This window comes from Cyclobacterium sp. SOCE241 (assembly GCF_056867545.1).
Genome location: NZ_CP149779.1, coordinates 4,198,468 through 4,217,925 on the forward strand (window position 1 = coordinate 4,198,468; position 19,458 = coordinate 4,217,925).

The 19,458-nt window shown below is 37.0% G+C and carries 22 protein-coding genes and 4 pseudogenes; 16 read left to right on the forward strand and 10 right to left on the reverse strand.

Annotation, left to right across the window (positions count from 1 at the left end):
• Positions 1 to 311 precede the first annotated feature (311 nt).
• The 8 genes and pseudogenes from WG932_RS21090 to WG932_RS21125 all read left to right on the forward strand — a co-directional run bounded on the left by WG932_RS21090 (position 312) and on the right by WG932_RS21125 (position 5,337).
• Positions 312 to 740, forward strand: a complete 429-nt coding sequence (locus WG932_RS21090; RefSeq protein WP_483088697.1) for a glycosyl-4,4'-diaponeurosporenoate acyltransferase CrtO family protein — start codon at positions 312 to 314, stop codon at positions 738 to 740.
• Between the two features lie 171 nt (positions 741 to 911).
• The gene (locus WG932_RS21095) at positions 912 to 1,091 is read left to right on the forward strand and encodes a hypothetical protein (RefSeq protein WP_014019859.1); all 180 of its coding nucleotides are present in this window, start codon (positions 912 to 914) and stop codon (positions 1,089 to 1,091) included.
• Positions 1,092 to 1,616: 525 nt separating this feature from the next.
• Positions 1,617 to 2,119, forward strand: a pseudogene (locus WG932_RS21100) (peptide-methionine (S)-S-oxide reductase).
• An 84-nt stretch (positions 2,120 to 2,203) separates the two neighbouring features.
• Positions 2,204 to 2,668, forward strand: coding sequence for a peptide-methionine (R)-S-oxide reductase MsrB (msrB, locus tag WG932_RS21105; protein WP_483085288.1), 465 nt, complete (start codon positions 2,204 to 2,206; stop codon positions 2,666 to 2,668).
• A gap of 117 nt (positions 2,669 to 2,785) precedes the next feature.
• Positions 2,786 to 3,190 carry a hypothetical protein gene (locus tag WG932_RS21110; RefSeq protein ID WP_483085289.1) on the forward strand — a complete coding sequence of 135 codons (405 nt, stop codon included), beginning with the start codon at positions 2,786 to 2,788 and terminating at the stop codon, positions 3,188 to 3,190.
• Positions 3,191 to 3,228: 38 nt separating this feature from the next.
• A complete protein-coding gene (locus tag WG932_RS21115; RefSeq protein ID WP_483088698.1) occupies positions 3,229 to 3,918 on the forward strand; it encodes a CocE/NonD family hydrolase in 690 nt (229 codons plus the stop codon).
• Complete coding sequence (locus WG932_RS21120) at positions 3,915 to 4,646, forward strand: CocE/NonD family hydrolase C-terminal non-catalytic domain-containing protein (RefSeq protein WP_483085290.1); 732 nt, start codon at positions 3,915 to 3,917, stop codon at positions 4,644 to 4,646. Before WG932_RS21115 ends, WG932_RS21120 begins: the two co-directional genes overlap by 4 nt.
• 175 nt (positions 4,647 to 4,821) lie before the next feature.
• A complete protein-coding gene (locus tag WG932_RS21125) occupies positions 4,822 to 5,337 on the forward strand; it encodes a peroxiredoxin family protein (protein WP_149392991.1) in 516 nt (171 codons plus the stop codon).
• 54 nt (positions 5,338 to 5,391) lie between these two features.
• Here the strand turns inward: WG932_RS21125 and WG932_RS21130 are convergent, their stop codons facing one another.
• The 6 genes and pseudogenes from WG932_RS21130 to ubiE all read right to left on the reverse strand — a co-directional run bounded on the left by WG932_RS21130 (position 5,392) and on the right by ubiE (position 9,963).
• Entirely contained in the window at positions 5,392 to 5,691 is a 300-nt protein-coding gene (locus tag WG932_RS21130) for a hypothetical protein (protein WP_483085291.1), read from the reverse strand.
• Positions 5,692 to 6,112: 421 nt separating this feature from the next.
• Positions 6,113 to 6,883: a ThuA domain-containing protein gene (locus WG932_RS21135; protein ID WP_149392989.1), complete on the reverse strand. Its 771-nt coding sequence runs from the start codon at positions 6,881 to 6,883 to the stop codon at positions 6,113 to 6,115.
• A gap of 39 nt (positions 6,884 to 6,922) precedes the next feature.
• Positions 6,923 to 7,671, reverse strand: a pseudogene (locus WG932_RS21140) (M15 family metallopeptidase).
• Positions 7,672 to 7,694: 23 nt separating this feature from the next.
• Positions 7,695 to 8,452 (reverse strand): annotated as a pseudogene (locus WG932_RS21145) (SDR family NAD(P)-dependent oxidoreductase).
• 60 nt (positions 8,453 to 8,512) lie between these two features.
• A complete protein-coding gene (gene porT, locus WG932_RS21150) occupies positions 8,513 to 9,202 on the reverse strand; it encodes a type IX secretion/gliding motility protein PorT/SprT (RefSeq protein WP_483085292.1) in 690 nt (229 codons plus the stop codon).
• Positions 9,203 to 9,240: 38 nt separating this feature from the next.
• Positions 9,241 to 9,963, reverse strand: coding sequence for a bifunctional demethylmenaquinone methyltransferase/2-methoxy-6-polyprenyl-1,4-benzoquinol methylase UbiE (gene ubiE / locus WG932_RS21155; protein WP_014019869.1), 723 nt, complete (start codon positions 9,961 to 9,963; stop codon positions 9,241 to 9,243).
• Between the two features lie 116 nt (positions 9,964 to 10,079).
• Between ubiE and yihA the strand changes: the two genes are divergently transcribed.
• Genes yihA through WG932_RS21170 form a run of 3 tightly spaced genes read left to right on the forward strand, consistent with a single transcriptional unit; the run spans position 10,080 to position 11,510 of the window.
• Complete coding sequence (gene yihA, locus WG932_RS21160; RefSeq protein WP_014019870.1) at positions 10,080 to 10,685, forward strand: ribosome biogenesis GTP-binding protein YihA/YsxC; 606 nt, start codon at positions 10,080 to 10,082, stop codon at positions 10,683 to 10,685.
• A gap of 58 nt (positions 10,686 to 10,743) precedes the next feature.
• Positions 10,744 to 11,184 carry a DUF5606 family protein gene (locus WG932_RS21165; RefSeq protein WP_483085293.1) on the forward strand — a complete coding sequence of 147 codons (441 nt, stop codon included), beginning with the start codon at positions 10,744 to 10,746 and terminating at the stop codon, positions 11,182 to 11,184.
• A gap of 5 nt (positions 11,185 to 11,189) precedes the next feature.
• On the forward strand, positions 11,190 to 11,510 hold the full coding sequence (locus tag WG932_RS21170) for a hypothetical protein (protein WP_014019872.1): 321 nt from the start codon (positions 11,190 to 11,192) through the stop codon (positions 11,508 to 11,510).
• 34 nt (positions 11,511 to 11,544) lie between these two features.
• Here WG932_RS21170 and fbp read toward each other — a convergent pair.
• Positions 11,545 to 12,560: pseudogene (gene fbp / locus WG932_RS21175) on the reverse strand (class 1 fructose-bisphosphatase).
• Between the two features lie 66 nt (positions 12,561 to 12,626).
• Between fbp and WG932_RS21180 the strand changes: the two are divergent.
• On the forward strand, positions 12,627 to 13,883 hold the full coding sequence (locus tag WG932_RS21180; protein ID WP_483085294.1) for an aspartate kinase: 1,257 nt from the start codon (positions 12,627 to 12,629) through the stop codon (positions 13,881 to 13,883).
• 55 nt (positions 13,884 to 13,938) lie between these two features.
• On the opposite strand, the gene WG932_RS21185 is transcribed toward WG932_RS21180, so the two are convergent.
• Positions 13,939 to 14,418, reverse strand: coding sequence for a low molecular weight protein-tyrosine-phosphatase (locus WG932_RS21185; RefSeq protein ID WP_483085295.1), 480 nt, complete (start codon positions 14,416 to 14,418; stop codon positions 13,939 to 13,941).
• Positions 14,419 to 14,587: 169 nt separating this feature from the next.
• Here WG932_RS21185 and WG932_RS21190 point away from each other — a divergent pair, with 169 nt between their 5' ends.
• On the forward strand, positions 14,588 to 15,001 hold the full coding sequence (locus tag WG932_RS21190) for a Fur family transcriptional regulator (protein ID WP_014019876.1): 414 nt from the start codon (positions 14,588 to 14,590) through the stop codon (positions 14,999 to 15,001).
• Between the two features lie 48 nt (positions 15,002 to 15,049).
• Positions 15,050 to 15,679: a peroxiredoxin gene (locus tag WG932_RS21195; protein WP_014019877.1), complete on the forward strand. Its 630-nt coding sequence runs from the start codon at positions 15,050 to 15,052 to the stop codon at positions 15,677 to 15,679.
• A gap of 48 nt (positions 15,680 to 15,727) precedes the next feature.
• On the opposite strand, the gene WG932_RS21200 is transcribed toward WG932_RS21195, so the two are convergent.
• Entirely contained in the window at positions 15,728 to 16,393 is a 666-nt protein-coding gene (locus tag WG932_RS21200; RefSeq protein ID WP_483085296.1) for a PAS domain-containing protein, read from the reverse strand.
• Complete coding sequence (locus WG932_RS21205; RefSeq protein ID WP_483085297.1) at positions 16,366 to 16,839, reverse strand: GAF domain-containing protein; 474 nt, start codon at positions 16,837 to 16,839, stop codon at positions 16,366 to 16,368. The genes WG932_RS21200 and WG932_RS21205 overlap by 28 nt, the downstream gene beginning before the upstream one ends.
• Before the next feature lie 669 nt (positions 16,840 to 17,508).
• On the opposite strand from WG932_RS21205, the gene WG932_RS21210 reads away from it, so the two are divergent.
• Both WG932_RS21210 and WG932_RS21215 read left to right on the forward strand, forming a co-directional pair.
• The gene (locus WG932_RS21210) at positions 17,509 to 17,805 is read left to right on the forward strand and encodes a hypothetical protein (protein ID WP_483085298.1); all 297 of its coding nucleotides are present in this window, start codon (positions 17,509 to 17,511) and stop codon (positions 17,803 to 17,805) included.
• Entirely contained in the window at positions 17,805 to 19,451 is a 1,647-nt protein-coding gene (locus WG932_RS21215; RefSeq protein ID WP_483085299.1) for a heavy metal translocating P-type ATPase, read from the forward strand. The genes WG932_RS21210 and WG932_RS21215 overlap by 1 nt, the downstream gene beginning before the upstream one ends.
• Positions 19,452 to 19,458: the final 7 nt, after the last annotated feature.

Below are 19,458 nucleotides of genomic sequence, written 5' to 3' on the forward strand. Positions count from 1 at the left end.
ACGGAGAAATCCTACTACATAATCCGGCTTAAGGAAATGAATAATTGGCGGATTATTATTCTTTTACAGGAGATTCATTGTCCAACCGAATTCATGATTTATTAATTTTCTATATTACAAGGAAATATCCCTAGCAATTAACCCACGCTTTAGTCAATAGATAACCTTTTGTATCCATGAAAATTCTTAAACGAATCCTGTTTACCCTGCTGTCCCTGTTTTTGTTGTACTTTTCTTTCACAACCCTAATGCAAATCTTAGCTTTTGGCCCTGAACAATTAGGCTTTAAGTCATCATTTTTTCTGGGTTTTATGATCAATTTATGCGTCACAGGTATATTTGCATTTCCAGGATTTGTTTTTCCCACCAACAAACTATTGCCGGAAAAATACTATGAAATTAAAAGTCCGGAAACTTTAATTTACTGGTACAATGTATTAGGAGTGAAGTACTTTCGAAAACTGTTGATCTTGTTTTTGGGGCAAAAGGGGAAACAAAAAAGATATTTTGATGGGACAAAAACTGGGTTGAAACAATTAACTTATCAATCCAGACAATCGGAATTTGGGCATATGGGGGCTTTAATGATATTATTAATTGTAAGCTTTATATTCTTAATCCCCGGGTATTTTTTGTTGGTTTTGTTTACTCTCCTTATCAATTTAATTGGAAATTTTTACCCGGTAATCTTGCAACGCTATCATAGAATTAGGATTCAAAGAATAATAGCTAAGCATTAAGGGGAGAGAAAGTTTAGTATTCAAAGAAGTTCGGAAAAACATTTCGGAACGAATATAAAGTCAGAAAGCTTAAAATTTGTCATTAGTAAAGCATCAAGCTTGTAAGTCGGAACAAACAATAATAGGCTTAGTAAGGCATGTTCATAAGTATTAATCTAAAATTTTAAGACAATGGAAAGGCAAACAACAAAATGGCTGCTGGTGATAATGGTTTCACTATTATTAAATTCCTTTGAAACGGTTTCAAAAATAAAAATACCCGTAGCAACAGCGAATTCTATGGAATTAAAGGACTTTTTCCAGGATGTTTACACGAGTTCCTTGGCTTCCGTTGTTGGAGTTATTATTTAATATTATTTTTCAGGTACTTTTCAACAAATAGACTTAATGTCTTTAAAGTACCTTATTAGGCAGTTTTTTAAGTAAATCGGCTTATGTAATATATTTGGATACATTGAAGGGTTAAGAATATTGCATAGGGATAGTTATTTTAAAAGTTGATGAATTAAACCAAGAGCCCAAATTTTTTCACATAAAAACAATCCTACAATTTTATTAAGCATTTATCAAAATATACCCTATTCCAAAAAAATTAAGTTGTAATAATTTTTCTTTATTTGCTTAAAAGAAAATACCGATGCTATTCAAATATAATCTGAAGATCGAAGACTATTATTTATAATTGTAGGATGGCTAGTCTGGTTTGATGAATAATCGCTAAAAAAGGCCAAAGGAGTTTGTAAAAATAGGTTGGGAGGTGGGTGTTTTAGAGGTAATTAATATTTGGGTAGGAGGATGAAATATTAAAATTGGAAACTTCATAAATAATTATGCTCAAAAAGCTTTTCTTTAGCTGAGAATAAAATTATTTGTGCCATGAACAAGTTGACAATAGGACTCGGAGGGGGATGCCACTGGTGCACAGAAGGTGTATTCAAATCCGTTAAAGGAGTAGTCGCCGTCAAACAAGGCTGGATTTCATCGGAAAGCCCAAATCAAGAGGGCTCAGAAGCCGTACTGATCCATTATGACATGGATCTGATTAAATTGCCCTTGTTAATTGCCATTCATTTACACAGTCATAGTTGTACTAGCAATCACGTATTTAGAAAAAATACAGGTCAGCTATATATGTATTCAATGGTGGACAAAAAGCGGAAAGTTTGTCAACTATTAAAATAATGCAAAAGGAATTTGATCATCCAATTCTAACCAAAGTGCTTAACTTTGTTTCCTTTAAAGAAAATAAGGAAGAATTTTTGGATTATTATTACAAAAACCCGGAACTTCCCTTTTGCACCAAGTACATAGAACCAAAACTAAAAGCATTAAAAGATCGTTTTCAAAGTGCAATGCTGAATGAAACAACTGAAAAATAGGTGAATTTATTAGTGCAATATTATGGATAAGCCTAAATCAGTTTCATTATTTGACTTCGAAAATAAAGCCTAAAAATAAAAGTTATGAATTGGAACGACGTTATACGCTATGCCAACAATGGCAATTTAAAACCTGATCGTAGAATAGAAAAAACCGATGCCGAGTGGAAAAAACTATTAACCGAGGAGGAATACAGAGTAACAAGGCAAAAAGGTACCGAAAGGGCCTTTAGTTCTGATGTTTGCAGTTCTTTTGAGCCCGGAATCTATGCCTGTGTATGTTGCGGAACCTTACTTTTTGATGCAAGTGAGAAATTTGAGAGCGGTACCGGCTGGCCATCATTTACCCAACCGATAAAAGACAACGCTGTAGCCCATCACAAGGACACTAGCTTTGGAATGGTGCGCGTAGAAACTACTTGTAACACTTGTGACGCTCATCTTGGACATGTTTTTCCTGATGGACCGGCTCCAAGTGGCTTAAGGTTTTGTATGAATGCCGTTTCTCTAAAAAAGTGGAAGCTAGTGATGAAGTTCCAGGGTAAATGAGATCGGATCCTTCACCTTTATATATATGGGATACTCTTTAATTAAAGGTTACCTTTTACATATCTAATTAGCAAAATATGCGTCTTCAATAGCTTTGAATTTATCAAAAAAGACCCTATGATCTACCATAAGCTACATCCATTCAGCATCAAATTCTTTGGAATTGCATGTTATATATTCCTAACCCTATTTTCGAGCAAGGTCTACCCCCAAGAGCTTGCATACCCCGAATTCGAAAATGGGGAGGCCCAGGAAGTGAAGGCTTTTAAGGATCCCGGGAAATGGATCCGTCATGACCTTTGGGTGGAAACAGACTTTGATAGTGATGCAGATGGAAAGATGGATCGCATGCATGTAGCTGTGACGCGACCTTATCAAACTGATTATGAAGGATTAAAGCTCCCTGTAATCTACATTTCAAGCCCCTATTTTACTGGTGTGGCCCCTAATGTTCCGGGTTTATTTTGGGATGTTAAACATGAATTGGGTAAGCCCCCAAAGAGCGTGCGCATCCGGAAGTAAAAACAATCTATAAAAGACCTCACATTTCTGATTCCCATATCCGGGAATGGGTTCCCAGAGGATATATTGTGGTTCATTCATCTTCTCCCGGAACAGGCTTGTCTCAAGGAGCTCCCACAGTAGGTGGGAAAAATGAGTCTCTAGCCCCAAAAGCTGTGATTGAATGGTTATGCGGTCGAAGAGCTGGATATACCAGCATTGATGGCAATGAAAAAGTTGAAGCGTTTTGGTCTACAGGAAAAGTAGGGATGACTGGAACCTCCTACAACGGAACAATACCCTTAGCCGCTGCCACCACCGGAGTGGAAGGTTTAGAGGCCATTATCCCTATTGCCCCCAATACTTCTTATTACCATTATTACCGATCAAATGGCCTTGTTCGCTCTCCCGGAGGTTATTTGGGAGAGGATATCGATGTACTATATGATTTTATTCATAGTGGGGACACGGCCATGAGGGCGCGCAATAATGCACGGATAAGAGATAAAGAAATGAGAAAAGGGATGGATCGTGAAACAGGGGATTTCAATGATTTTTGGTTGGGCAAAGACTACCTATATCAGATGGAACCTATGAAGGCAGCACTGCTTATGTCTCACGGTTTCAATGATTGGAATGTAATGCCGGAACATAGCAATAGAATATATCAAAAGGCTGTAAAAATGGGGATCCCATCCCAGCTTTACTATCACCAAGATGGACACGGAGGGCCTCCCCTTTTTCTATGATGAATCGTTGGTTTACAAGATATTTACATGGTATAGAAAATGGAGTTGAAAATGATCCAAAGGTTTGGATTGTACGTGAAAATGATCCTCATGAAAAACCTACTCCCTATGAAGCTTTTCCTAATCCTGACGCATCTGAAGTTAATCTTTATCTAAATGGAAAAGCCCCTGGTAGAGGTAGTTTGGTATTGGTAAATAATAATATTGAAAGAATTGAGACCCTTGAAGATAATTATTCATTTGATGGCGCAGCCCTGGCACAAGCGGAGCATACCGATCACCGATTAATCTACCTTACACCCGAATTAAAGGAGGATATCCACTTATCCGGCACCGCTGAGATTACCATTAAGCTTTCTTCAAGTAAACCTGCTGCCAATTTATCTGTATGGCTGGTCTCTTTACCTTGGAATACCTCCAACAAGGCTAAAATTACTGACAACATTATAACCAGAGGATGGGCAGATCCTCAAAACCATGCCTCTGAGCGAAAAGGAAAACCCTTGAAACCAGGAAAATTCTATTCCATGACCTTTCCCCTTCAGCCCGATGATCAGATTATTCCCAAGGGTCAGAAAATAGCTTTGATGATCTTTTCCAGCGACAAAGAATTTACTGTTTGGCCAGAACCGGGAACGAAAATAGCTGTAGACCTTGGTAGTACTGTTCTTAAGTTGCCAGTGGTAGGTGGGCCAAAGGTCTTAGAAAATAGTTTTTCTCAACCATAAAGGAAATGGCTCGAATGTTTTATTAAACCTTGATTAAATTGTCTGCGTTTGCAAAAACAGGAGGGTATAAATAGGCATTTATACTTTTTTCTAAGTTTGAGCACCTAAATCACAACCAAATCTAATTTTATCCCATATTCCGGGTCATTAATTTATAACCGATTCATTTGAAACCATGAAAACACAAACACTAGCAGTACTCTTCTTATTCTTTATGTCTCACAGTTTATTGGCCCAAGAAAAAGTAAAAGACTTTTCACTCCCAGCTGTCGGAGATGAAAAACCATTTGTTTTAAGTGAGGCCAAAGGAAAATACGTTGCCTTGCATTTTCTCCTTAAAACAGAATGTCCTTATTGTATCAGACATACCAACGATTATGTAGAGAAAACCGCCGGCTTGGATGATGTAATTCAAGTTTTTATCAAACCAGACACAGATGAAGAAATTTTGGAGTGGGCAGAAAACTTGGAAGAAGACAGTTTTACAATTTATAGAGATGTTGATGCACAATTGGCAGATGAATTGGGAATTCCGGGTGGTTATTCCTTCCACAACCAATTGGTTCACTACCCGGCTTTAATTTTAATAGGTCCTGATGGAAAAGAAGTGTACAGGTATATAGGAAAGAAGAACTCAGATAGGTTGTCCGTAAAAAAGTTTATGGCAGTTATGGAAGAATTGCAAAAGTAAATTACTTTTTTTAATAAATGAGCAATGGCCTATGAAGTGAATAGGAAGTTACTTCTAGTGGCTGTTGCTTACTATTAAGCCAAGCAGCACCAAGTTGATGAGCATCCGAAATATTCCCAGTAAAATGGCTTTTTTAAGGTGGTCCACTAGGTGTCTTTTTACCATGCTTAAGTATAAAATCACAGCTATCAAGATAAGATTATAAATGCTAATGCTTATTATTAGGTAATCATACCATACCGAAAGGTTAAGCCGATAGAATACCCCATAAAGCACATAAATTAACATCGTTAATGTGCTGCTACGGGTATTCCATTTATACAAAAGTTCTCTGTTTATTTCTTTTGCGAACATTTGGATTTTTTATCAGTCTACATTATTTAACTGCATTCCCAGGTAATATCTTGTTTTCCTATGGTTTTTATTTGATCTTTTTATGGCTAAACCTTCTAATCCCCGGAATAATTACTGTGGTCACCATTGCCACACCACCAATCCAAAGGATTACGGCTTAAACATGAATTACTCGAGCCAAAGTTATGTTTTCCATAGATTAAGCTTCTCATTTATCATGATTAAATATACGCAAAACCGGTTATTTTCCCGAGCTTTCTCAATGCTGTTGTTAGATCCCACACATATGAAAAAATGGGACATAGCTGCTAAATCTTGCTTGGGTAAGGTTTATCAAAACCAAAAGCCCTTCCTACTTATTTGTAAGGAAGGGCTTTTGAGAAAATTGTTAATTATCGAAGAAAACATTCTTTCTTAGGACCTATAAGGGTTTGCCTAATGCAGCATACCAAATTCCTCCATAAAGATGATTTAAGAAATCAGGATCTTCAAAAGCTTCTTCTACATGACCTAGTCCGGTATAAAAAACCCTGCCTCCATCGTATTCATGATACCAAGCTATGGGATGAACAGCACCCATACCCATCTTTTTACCATTTCTATTACCTACATCGTAGGAGCTTTCATCAAGTTGAAGAAGTATATTTACTTTGTTGTTAAAATTTTTATATTCATACCATTCATCTGTCCAGAGCCATTTGTCATTGAGGTGGTAAGTGGAAGGATGGTCTCCATTCATAACCTTTATTCTAGCGGTTTGCTGGTGTGGATGGTGGTTAAATTGACCACCAATTAGTTTTGTATACCAAGGCCAATCGTATTCTGTGTCAGTCGCACTATGCACCCCAACTACGCCTTTACCACTTTTAACAAAACGTTCGAAAGCGGCTTTTTCTTCTGCGTTAAATATGGTACCTGTGGTGCTCATCATAATGATGACATCGTATTTTTCAAGGTTTTTATCATTAACCAACCCGGCATCCTCAGTCGCATAAACGGCAAAACGATGTTTTTTTGCCAATTTTTTTATGGCAGCTACTCCTTCAGGAATCGATTGGTGCCTAAAACCGGATGTTTTACTGATAACCAATGCTCTAAATTGTTGGGCTTGGCCTATGGTAGAAAAGGAAAGGACCAAGAGACTGGTAATCAGTAATGAAAGTATTTTGAATTTATTGATTAGGCTTTTCATAGGTTATTGCGTTTAAAATAAGGAACGATTATAGCATTTTTATTTAACAATATCGAATTTCTCTTTAGCTATCTTTCTACTGTAGGCATTAAAATGCCACCACTCTGAGCCAATACCTTTGAAACCTGCTTCTGTCATTATTTTCCTAAGCAATTGTCTGTTTTCAACTTGTAAAGCTGTTATTTTTCCTTCCTTTAGCATCTGCTCTTCCCTATCCGGATAAGCAGGGTATCCAAAAAAATCAAAATCTGTACCCATATCGAGTGTTTCTCCGGTATTGCTTATGGCCAGGGTAAGATCCACCGCTACACCGAAATTGTGTAAACTCCTTTTTGTGGGTTGGCCACATACAAAGGCTTGATGCTATCAGGCTTATCCAATTCATCCCATAAAATCTGTTGGACAGAATGAGGTCTTACTCCATCGTAAATTAGTAATGTAAGTGATGGGTGTGTTTTTTGTAAGGAATTGTGCACTATTTTTAGCATTTCAATAACTTCAGGTTGTAGATAGCAATTGGTGAGCTCACCATACACATCTTTTCCAAAAAAGTTGTTAGTGGTTGAATACCTCAGATCTACGAATACTCCGGGGATTTCTTTTTGTACATTTAATAGGCCGGCATTCATAAGCCGTTTTTCCAATTCTCCTGTTATTGGAATGCTGTCTTTTTGATCAAGGTTAGCCGAAATGCTTTCCTTTGATTCAATTTCCTGAAGTTTTCCTGCTGTGATTTGGTTACTTGTTTCATTCCTTCCTTCCCTGCAAGCCGTTAGGCTCAATACCATCACTAGGAACGTTATTGTTTTTATCATTCCTCCTTGTGCAATAAAGTGGTGCTTGCCTGAGCGGTGGGCAATACAATAACATCTGCTAAAACCACATGAGGAGGTCTGGTGACGGCAAACCTAACCACATCTGCTATATCTTCTGCTTTAAGAGGAGAAAAGCCTTTGTACACATTTTCAGCTTTGTCTTTGTCTCCTTTAAACCTAACCATAGAAAATTCAGTGTCTACAAGTCCGGGATTAATTGCCATTACCTTAATTCCATAAGGGTTAAGGTCCAGTCGCATGCCTTTTGTTATGGCATCCACTGCATGTTTTGATCCACAGTATACATTGCCTTTGGGATAAACTTCTTTTCCTGCAGTGGAACCAATATTGATAATTTGTCCTCGTTTTCTTTCCACCATTCCAGGGATGATCTTTTTAGAAACATAGAGCAATCCTTTTACATTAATGTCCATCATGGCATCCCAGTCCTCTTCGCTTCCATCTTGAATAAAGTCAAGTCCGTGGGCATTACCGGCATTATTGATTAATACTTCTATATTTTTCCATTTATCCGGCAAAGAATCAATGGCCTCATAAACGGCTTTTTTTCCTTTACATCAAAAACCAAATAATGGTAGTCAGTATCCTTTGGAAGTTGGTTTTTTAGTTCTACTAATCTTTCTTCCCTTCGCCCACAGGCAATAATGGCAAAGCCTTCCTCAGCTAAATATTTAGCGCAAGCTTTTCCTATGCCGGAGCTCGCACCGGTTATGAATGCAATTTTCTTTTCCATTAGGGAAGTTAAAATTTTTCCCCTAAGATTAAAAATCTATGGGCCGGCAATGCTAATACCCTACTGAAAATTTAAGTAAATGGTGATAGATTTTCTTTTGATGGATGAAATGGCTCCTGTCATTCGTTCATCTGAATATCCCTCTTGGTACAAGTTCATTAAGCCATGAGAAAAGCGGATTTCCGGAGAAAACTTAAAAAATTTAAAATATAAGTCAAAGCCCATACCCATTTCTAAAGCCACATCGGAACCTTTTAGTGCGACCGGATCTTCATTGGCTTCTTCTTGATTTTTTGTCCTAAACTGCCCATTGAGCCCACCAATGAAAAACATTCGGGTATTGTTAAAACGTTGAGATTTGTATTTAAGCAATAAAGGAATTTCTACAAGTGTTTCTTCTGTAAGAAGTGGAACAGCGTTTATTCCCACCCCATTGATAGCATCTGGATCGTCGGTAAACAGCTGTAGTTCAGTACGGTATTCATAAAACCCAACTTTGGGTGTAAACATTAGGTTAAATTGATCGTGTAATCTGGCCGTTACCAAAAAACCCAAGGCAAAGCCGGGAGAAAAACTCGGCATTATAGCCCTAACCTTATCAAGGTTAGGATAATCGGGGTTGAGAAAATTATCTGCGTACTTTATTCGTAGCGAACTGTTATGTGCCGCAAGGAAAAAGCCATAGGAAAGCGGTTCATTATCACTTCCCGATGGATTAAAAATAAAACTTTTCTGCTGTGCTTTTACCAAATTGTTTTGGAAAAAGAGGAGCACTAAAGAAAATAGAATTACTTTATACCAACGTATATTGAGCTTATGCCAAATGTGAGCGTTTTGCATTGCGTTTTTTTGAAACCTACCCTTTCAAGAATATTAATAAAATCATTTCCATCAGGAAAAGCCTTTACCGATTCGGGCAAATAGGTATAGGCTGAATTATCCTTTGAGACGATTTTACCAATTTGAGGTAAAATATATTTAAAATAAAAGGAATAAGCTTGTTTCATCGGGAATTTTTTTGGTGTTGAAAATTCCAAAATCACTGTTTTACCCCCGGGTTTTAATACCCTGTACATATCTGCCAATCCTTTTTCAAGGTTTTCGAAGTTCCTAACCCCAAATGAAACGATGACAGCGTCAAACTTATTTTCTTCAAAGAGTAACTTTTCTGAATCTCCCATCTGTAATTCAATTAGGTGATCCAGTTTTTTCTGCTTCATTTTCTTTCGCCCCTCATTGAGCATACCTTCAGAGATATCTACACCGATAATCTTTTCAGGTTTCAAAGCCAAGGCCTCTATTGCGAAGTCACCTGTACCGGTGGCAATATCTAAAATTAGCTTTGGTTTATCTTCCTGCAACATTTTTATGGCTTTCTTTCGCCAGATAATGTCTATGCCTAGGCTAAGAACGTGATTTAGCAAATCGTAATTTTTGCTAATGTTATTAAACATATTGGCAACTTGTTGCTTTTTGCCTTCTTTTTGATTTTTGTACGGAACTACTGACATGGCTTCTTATTTCAATACAATATTACTAAGTAAACTTGAGCAATGGAAAATTGTTAATGAATTAATGGTTTGGAGACCTTTCAGGAATTTACTTACCTTTGCAAGAAAAAAGAGCCATGTTGAAGAATGCACGCTTTTTAATGAGTAATTCAGACCATACTAAGTGCCCGGCACCAACGAAGCCGGAGTTTGCTTTTATTGGTAGATCCAATGTTGGAAAAAGCTCGCTTATTAACATGCTAACCAATCACAAACACTTGGCTAAAACCTCTGGTAAGCCTGGTAAAACGCAGTTAATCAATCATTTTGAAATTGATTCACGCTGGTATATGGTCGATCTTCCGGGTTATGGATTTGCCAAAGCGAATAAAAAACTGAAAGCCGAATGGAATAAGATGATTCGAAATTACCTAACCGAAAGGGAAAATTTGGTTTCAGTATTTGTTTTGATTGATAGTCGACTTAACCCACAAGCGATAGATATCGAATTTATTACTTGGTGTGGTCAGTTGGAATTGCCGGTTACATTGATTTTTACCAAGGCAGACAAGCAATCCCAATCAAAAACTTCAGATAATGTGCATCGATTTCTCGATGAGATGGAAAAAATGTTTGTTGAAGCACCGGAGTTTTTCGTAACCTCTGCCATGACAAGTGTAGGTAGAGAAGAATTAAGCCAATTTATAGAAGAAAACGTATCTGAATATTATGAGGAGGGGTAAACACCCCGATCTTTCTTGAGATAATCATATATTTGCAGCCAATAAAAAAATAACTATCATGGAATTTAAAGACATTGCCACTGTTGCTGGAAAACCAGGTTTATATAAAGTGTTGAAGCCCAGTAGAAGTGGGGTTATCCTTGAATCTTTGGATGAAAAAAAGGGTAAACTAGTAGTAGGCGCCGCCCACAGGGGGTTTTCTTTACTGAGTGAAATATCAATTTATACCCTTACGGAAGAAGGAGCTTCTCCTTTACAGGATATTATGGTGAAAATTGAAAAGGAATTCCAAGGTGATACAGGTTTGGAAGGAGCTGACAAAGAAGAATACCAAGCATTTATGAAACATATCCTGCCTGAATTTGATGAAGATCGGGTTTATGCTTCTGATGTTAAAAAACTGATCAACTGGTACCATATTATTCGTACTCAATGTCCTGAGGTCTTGGAAGAAGAGACTGGAAAGGAAGACAACAAAACTGAGGAAGAAGAAAAATAATAGGCATGAATTCATCCCTTGATAATTCATGCCTTATCAAGACAGTTGCAGTAGATTTAAATAATTTACTGCAATTGCCTGATCTACCGGAAGAAATTGACAGAGAGGGCTTGGCAAGAGCCATTGAGCCGGTTATTGCTCACTTGCTCAGTCATGAATTTGAAAGATTTCTCCAGCTATGTTATCGTTTTGACCTTGGGGAAGGAAAAGTGAAAACAATATTAAATACCTGTCCTCCTGAGGAAGTTTCATTTCAAATGTCACTTGCAATAATTGATCGCCAAATGTTAAAGGTTATCCTTCGCAAGAAATACAGCGACTATTAATTGTTTTAAGCAAATTGCTATATAGGTCCCTGAATCAGCTTTTCAAAACTTCTTCTAACTTTTTCACCATGTTGGTAGACCCTATAAAAAAAGGTGTACGTTGGTGTAAACTTTCTGGTTGAATGTCTAAAATTCGATTTTTTCCATCAGAGGCCATACCACCTACTTGTTCTGCTATGAATGCCAGGGCATTGGCTTCATAGATTAACCTTATTTTTCCGTTTTTAGCTTGGTTGGTGGCAGGGTAGAGGTAAATTCCTCCTTTGAGTAAATTTCTATGGAAATCTGCTACCAAACTTCCGATGTACCTTGCTGAAGCACCCTGACGTTTACAACTTTCTAAATAGGAGAGAATATTTGGGTTGATCATTGGTGTAAGCCCTTCATTCATGGTGAAAATATTTCCATCTTCGGGCATTTTCAGGTCTGGGTGGGAGAGAAAAACTCACCGAGTGACCTTTCATAAGTAAAGCCATTGGCTCCATTTCCTGTAGAATATACCAGCATGGTGGAGGAACCGTATAGCACATAGCCAGCTGCAACTTGTTCACGGCCTTTTTGCAAAACATCCTCTTCCTGTATCGGTGAACCTGAAGGAGTTACTCTCCTGTATATAGAAAAAACTGTGCCTATAGAAACGTTTACGTCTATGTTTGAAGAGCCGTCTAAGGGGTCAATGGCAACCACATATTTGCCTTTGCTATTTTGTAGATCGATGACCAAATCCTCTTCTTCAGAAACGATGGCACAAACTTCTCCTCCTTTGGTGAGGGCTCTGGTAAAACGAACATCCGCAATTACATCTAATTTTTGTTGTTCTTCCCCTTGAACGTTAATTTGTCCAAAAGCTCCTGTTACATCTGACAAACCGGCCCTGCTAATTTCTCGGGAAACAATTTTTGCCGCCAAAGCAATGTCTCTCAATAGTTGGGATAATTCTCCCGAAGCAAATGGGAAATCTTCTTGTTTACTTTTGATAAATCTATCCAAAGTAACCCCAACATTATATGCCAGGTTTTGCGTATCTTGTTTGTAAGGCTGTGTCTTCATACCTTTGAAGTTAATAGATTATCGTTAAAAAATTACTTTTTCCTTTCTATTTTCATGATACAACCTTTGGTTTATAAATTTGGTGGAGCGTCTATAAAAGACGCCAAAGCAATTCAAAGAATTGCACAGTTACTCAAAAGTCGATGGGTAAATAACTTGGTAATAGTTGTTTCTGCAGCCGGAAAAACAACGGATAGACTAGAAGAACTTATTAGCTTATCCTTTGAAAATAAGGAATTTAGTAGGCCATTATTGGAATTGATGGAATACCATTTGGACCTATGCAAAGGCTTGTTTGAAGAAGATCATTCGATCTATGCAAGGGTTGAAAATCATTTTGCTCAACTGCATCGTGCACTGGAAAATACTGCGATAAAAGATAATCAAGGGTTTTTTTATGACCAGATAATAGGCTATGGTGAATTGATTTCCACCAGAATAATTCAAGAATACCTATGCCTGATTGGCTGTTCCTGTTTGTGGCAAGATGCACGAGAGTTGATTAGTACGGATTCTCATACCAAAATGGCTAAAGTAGATTGGGCGTTAACCATGCAGCATTGTAGAAAAGCACTTATTCCAAAACTTGAAACATTTCCTGTAGTGACCCAGGGTTTTATAGGAAAGGATCTTCAAGGAAACACCACAACCCTTGGAAGAGAGGGGTCAGACTTTACTGCTGCAATATTAGGTGTAAGCCTTGGAGCTTCGTCAGTTACCATCTGGAAAGATGTAGCAGGTATCCTGAATGGCGATCCGGATCTCTTTCCTGATGCGGTCAAATTCGAATACCTTGATTTTGAAGAAGCTGCCGAGATGACTTATTATGGGGCTAGTGTGATTCATCCAAAAACGATAAAACCATTAAGCAAGCACGGAATATCTCTTTATGTGCAATCATTTTTGGACCCTGACAAACCTGGGACAGTAATTGGTTCATTTGGGCAAGCCCCAAGAATACCAATTACCATAATAAAAAACAATTTGATCCTTATTGAACTTAGAATAAGAGATCTATCCATGTTGGGAGGTTTTCATTTTGATTATATTTATGATGTGGCAGGTGATATCCATGCAGAAATTCAATTGACCCAAGCTGCTGCTGCCCATCTGAATATAGTAATCAACACAGTATCATTGACAGATGAGCAAATCGTCAAAGCCTTTAGGGATATTTTTCATGTGAAGGTGAATAGAGGGCTGAAGCTGATAACGGTTAAAAACCCCACTACGGTAGAATTGGACCATTACAGAAGAATGGAAGCCGATTTAATTCTAGAACAAAGAAGTCTTGATTTGGTGCAATGGCTGTTTAAAGTTTAACTCCCATTAAAAAATTTGGCCAACCAATAGAAATGTAAGTTAATTTACTTTTGGCCTATTTCGGGATGATTTTTTCTAGGGATTCTATAAAGCCGTCCAAAGAACTGTCAAGGATTTCATAAACCTTCTGAAACCCGTCAACACCTCCGTAGTAGGGGTCCGGTACTTCACTAAAGGCAGCATTTTTTTGGAATGATCGCATCAAAAACAGATTATTAACTGTTGTCTTATGTAGGTCTGCTGCTTGTTTAATGTTCAGAATATTGGAATCATCCATGGCAATTAGGTAATCAAAATCCCTGAAATCTGTCCTGTTAAGTTGCCTTCCACGGTGACTTATTTTGATGCCGTTTTTTGCAGCAGAGGCCATGGTTCTCTCATCGGGTAATTCACCTATGTGATAATCTGAAGTTCCGCAACTATCGCAGCATAGATAATCTTCATACCCTTTTTGTTTAATTTTATGATTGAAAAGCGCTTCGGCCAATGGTGAGCGGCAAATATTACCTAAGCATATAAACAATACTTTTATCATAAAACAATCAGTTTCTGTAATTTGTCTGCGTTCCGCAGGGTTTAATAGGAATTGGTTAGATTATTAAAAGGTTAAATTACGGAAATCAATGCACTATCCATATGAATTTCATAAAATATTACCTACATTTGCACAATGAATCCTAAACAGGAATTATTCCTATCTAAAAATGAATGTTGATAGACTAAAAGAGAAGATTACATCAAAGGGCATGAAATTTACCCACCAGCGGTTGGTGATTTATCGGTCTTTGTGTAATTCTCAAGATCATCCTACTGCGGAGATGGTTTATAATCAGATTACTGAAGAGAATCCGAGTATCTCGATGGGTACTGTTTACAAAACTTTAGAAAGCTTTGTTAACGCCGGTATTCTGCAAAAGTTCAGAGATGACCAGGGTTTGATGCGTTTCGATCCTGTGATGGAGACGCACAGTCATCTGTATTGTAATGAAAGCAGCGACATTCGAGATTACAAAAATCCTGATTTGGAGGAATTGCTACATACTTTTTTCAAAGAGAACCAAATTGATGGTTTTGAAGTTGAAGAAGTATCGTTGGTAATTAAGGGAAAAACAAAATAATTTTCTTTTAAAATCATTAAATTATCTATAACAATTAAATTTTATTTTATGTCATTAGTTGGAAAAAAAGCACCTTTATTTAGCGTACCTGCTGTAATTGATGGAGAAGAAATAGTTGAAGATTTCTCTTTAGAGCAATTTATCGGTAAAAAAGATGTTATTTTCTTTTTCTACCCAAAGGACTTTACATTTGTATGTCCTACTGAAATTCTTGCATTCCAAGAGAAATTAGAAGAATTTGAAAAAAGAGGAGTAGCGGTTATTGGCGCATCTTGTGATACAGAAGAGTCTCACCTTGCTTGGTTAAATACACCAAAAGCGGAAGGTGGAATCCAAGGGGTTACTTATCCTATCATTGCTGATCCGGTAAAAACTGTAGCTCATAACTTTGGTGTACTTGCAGGAGATTGGAATTACAACGAAGAAGGTGAACTTACGTACCAAGGCCTTCCTGTTGCTTACAGAGCTACTTTCCTTATTGACAAAGAAGGAACAGTTAGACATGAAACAGTAAATGACCTTCCTTTGGGAAGAAATATCGATGAGATGTTGCGTCTAATTGATGCTCTAAGACACGTTGAAAAATATGGAGAAGTATGCCCTGCAAACTGGGAAGAAGGTAAAGAGGCAATGAGCGCGACCAGAGAAGGTGTGGCTTCTTATTTGTCAAAAAACTAAACAAACCTTTTGTCTAATATTTAAAAACCTGCCAATTGGCAGGTTTTTTTATTTCTTTATGGTATTGAATTTTTTTCTTTTATCATTGTATATGGCGTACAGTTCTCTTGTGAAGCTGTCCAATTCTAAGGACACTGATTTTATATGTTCCACATACTCTCGCAACTCGGCCTTTTTTATCACTTTTTCGGTATGGATCAATTGCGTTAATCCCAATAAACTGGTAACCGGTTTTCTCAATACATGAGAGATATCAAATGATATTTGCTCAATTGCTTTTTCCAACTCTACACGGTTGTTTATATCTTGAAAGCAACCATACAATCGTACACTACCATCCTTGGATTTCTGTGCTTGGGCAGTTACAAAATGCCACCTATATCCATTTTTCGACTTGAATCGGTATTCTGTGTACAGTGGTTTCAAATTATTGAAAGAATCAAATAAATTTTTACTAAAATTTTCCTTGTCTTCAGGGTGTACCAACGCAAAACCTAACTCAGGTGAACTTTGCCATTTTTCATAACTAATATCTAATTGTAGATTTTTTAAACCCCTGTTTAAAAACTCAAAACTTAACTTACCATTTGTATCCTTTTTTAGTAAAAAAATCCCAATTGGTACATTATCTGTTAACTTTTTTAATTCGTCTGCATTGGATTCAATCTTATTCTTTTGTTCCAGAATTAATTTCCGGTGATTGAGATGGTCCATTGCTTTTTTGCCAAGGCGAATAGTGCTTTCCTATGATTGATTGAAATTTCTCTGGGTTTTTGGTCAAAAATACAAAGTGTACCCAAAACATTCCCTCTTGGTGTGGCCAGTGGAGCGCCGGCGTAAAAACGTATTTTAGGATTGCCCTTAACAAATGGGTTGTCCTTAAACCTAAGATCTTTGGTCAGATCATTCACGACCATCACTTCGTTAGGGTTATTGAGGGCGTATTGACAGAAAGAATCTTTCCTACTGGTTTTATTGAATTTCAGCCCGGAATTTACTTTTAACCATTGCTCATTTTTATCTATAATGGTTATAAAGGAAAATGGAACATCACAGATTAATTTTGCAATATTGGCCAATTCATCCAACTCTTTTTCAGGAGCTGTATCTACAACTTGATAAGAATCAAGTTCTTTTAATCTGTCTTCTTCATTTACCATAAGGGCAAAATTTTTATAGGTTAATAGGGGTATATTGAGTGATTTAATTTATGTATCAGGGATATTAAATTACTGTATTCTTATTTTAAATGTTCACCAATTTAAATCAAAGACAAACATTTTAGTAGAAACGGTATGATCCATTTTTTTATATTATTATATTCATTTTTTACTATAATATTTTCATGTTATAAGCTACATGAAATATTGATAATAAGTAAGTTATCACTCAATAAACTAATGTATTAAAACAAAATGTAGTTTACAATTATTTGTAATATTAATATTGGTATTTATTTTTATAAATTTTAATATCATTTTTTAATACTATTAAATCACTATTTATAATTATTCTTTTCTCCTAACTCCAAAGAATATTTTTTGTCCCTGAATATATTGTTCTACTGAATCTGTCATCAATGACTTTTAATTTTTCTTATTTAACGGTTAACCTATTTATTTTACTAATTGAATATTTATTAATTGATATAATTTATTTTTTTAGCACAAATATTTAATTTTTTGTAACAGTTATCTAAATAATTTGATTTTTAGGATTTATTAATTGAGTACTAACACAAAATCAGCCCAACATTTTTGTAAATGTAACTTTGCAAATAAAATGCATCTTGATTAATCGTACCTTTGAATAAATCGAATCTTGAATCAATGGCAGATAAATCTGAAGAGCGCTCTTGTTGCGAAAGTGAAAGTTGTTGCGAGGTAGGAACTAAACCGAAAAACACAAAGCAGAATGTATGGCAATCCCCATGGATCCCCAGTATCTTTTCCTTTATCCTATTATTCGTTGCCATTTTAGCTGAAGATAAAGTGCCATTCAATGTATTTGGTATCAACGGCTGGCTGTTTGTTTACCTCCTTGCCTATTCCTTTGTCGGATTTCCTGTCTTAAATACTGCTTGGAAACTCATTCAAAAAGGAGAGGTTTTCACGGAATTTTTTTGATGGGCATTGCAACCATCGGAGCATTTGCCATCGGAGAATATCCTGAAGGGGTTGCTGTGATGCTTTTTTATACCATAGGTGAATTACTTCAACACGGAGCAGTAAGCAAAGCAAAGAACAATATACAGGCACTTTTGGACATCAGACCAAATCAGGCTCGCGTAATAAAAGCCGGAAATCCCTACTTAGTAAAACCGGAAAATGTGGAAGAAGGGGAAATTATAGAAGTAAGGGCAGGGGAAAAGGTGCCTTTGGATGCACAATTATTAAGTAAAGGGGGAACCTTCAATACCGCGGCCTTAACAGGAGAAAGTTTGCCGGCTGAAATTAAAGAAGGTGAAGAAGTTTTGGCAGGGATGGTCAACTTAGAGGATTTAATAAGCTTGCGGGTGCTGAGACCTTTTGATGAGAGTTCTCTCCAGAAGATCATTTTAACAGTTAAGGAGGCCACATCAAAAAAAGCAAAGACGGAACAATTTATTCGAAAATTTGCTAAAATCTATACCCCTATCGTTTTCTATATGGCCTTGGCCTTGGTGATTATTCCCTATTTCGTGCTGGAAGACTATGCATTCAATGATTGGCTCTATCGAGCTTTGGTATTTCTAGTTATTTCTTGCCCTTGCGCACTGGTGATTTCTATTCCTTTAGGTTATTTCGGAGGTATAGGAGCTGCTTCCAGAAAAGGGATTTTGTTTAAAGGTTCAAACTTTTTGGATGGTATTACTAGGGTCAATACTGTATTGTTCGACAAAACAGGAACATTGACCAAAGGGGTATTTTCCGTTGAAAAAGTGGAAACCTTGCCTAATGCCTTAACCGATTGGACAGTCCTAGCAGCCTCAGTAGAAGCCAATACGAACCACCCCATTGGACAAGCCATTGTTCGGCATATAAATTCAAAATTGTTACCTGTGGATTCACTTAAAGAATTCCCGGGTAAAGGATTGGAAGGGCAGGTAAATAATAGAAGTATACTTGTTGGCAATAGGTTGCTTTTGGAAAATCAACACTCGCTTCAGGTACCTGCCGAATCGGATCCGAATAAAACAATCATTTATTGTGCAATAGACGGAGTTCTTTGTGGATATTTTGTATTAGCCGATGAAATAAAACATGATGCCAAAGCTGCCTTTACCTCGCTTAGAAAACTTGGTATTCAACAACTAATGGTATTATCAGGAGATAAAAAGGAAGTGGTAGAAGCATTGGGAAAAGAACTTAATGCTGATGAAGCTTTTGGTGGAATGCTTCCTGAAGAAAAATATGCTAAAATTGAGGCCATAAAAAAAGACCCGGATAAAATTGTAGCATTTGTTGGTGATGGGATCAATGATGCCCCTTCGATTGCTGCTGCAGATGTAGGAATAGGCATGGGAGGTATCGGTAGTGACTTGGCCATTGAAACAGCCGACGTTGTAATTCAAACTGATCATCCCTCCAAGGTGGCCCTTGCTTTTGAAATTGGGAAAGCTACCAAAAGGATTGTTTGGCAAAATATTGCGCTTGCATTTTTTGTAAAGTTTCTCGTGTTAAGTTTAGGGGCTGCAGGGTTGGCAGGTATGTGGGAAGCGGTTTTTGCCGATGTTGGCGTTGCTCTTTTGGCTGTGTTAAATGCCATTAGGATTAACTATTTATTTAAATAATTAAAGC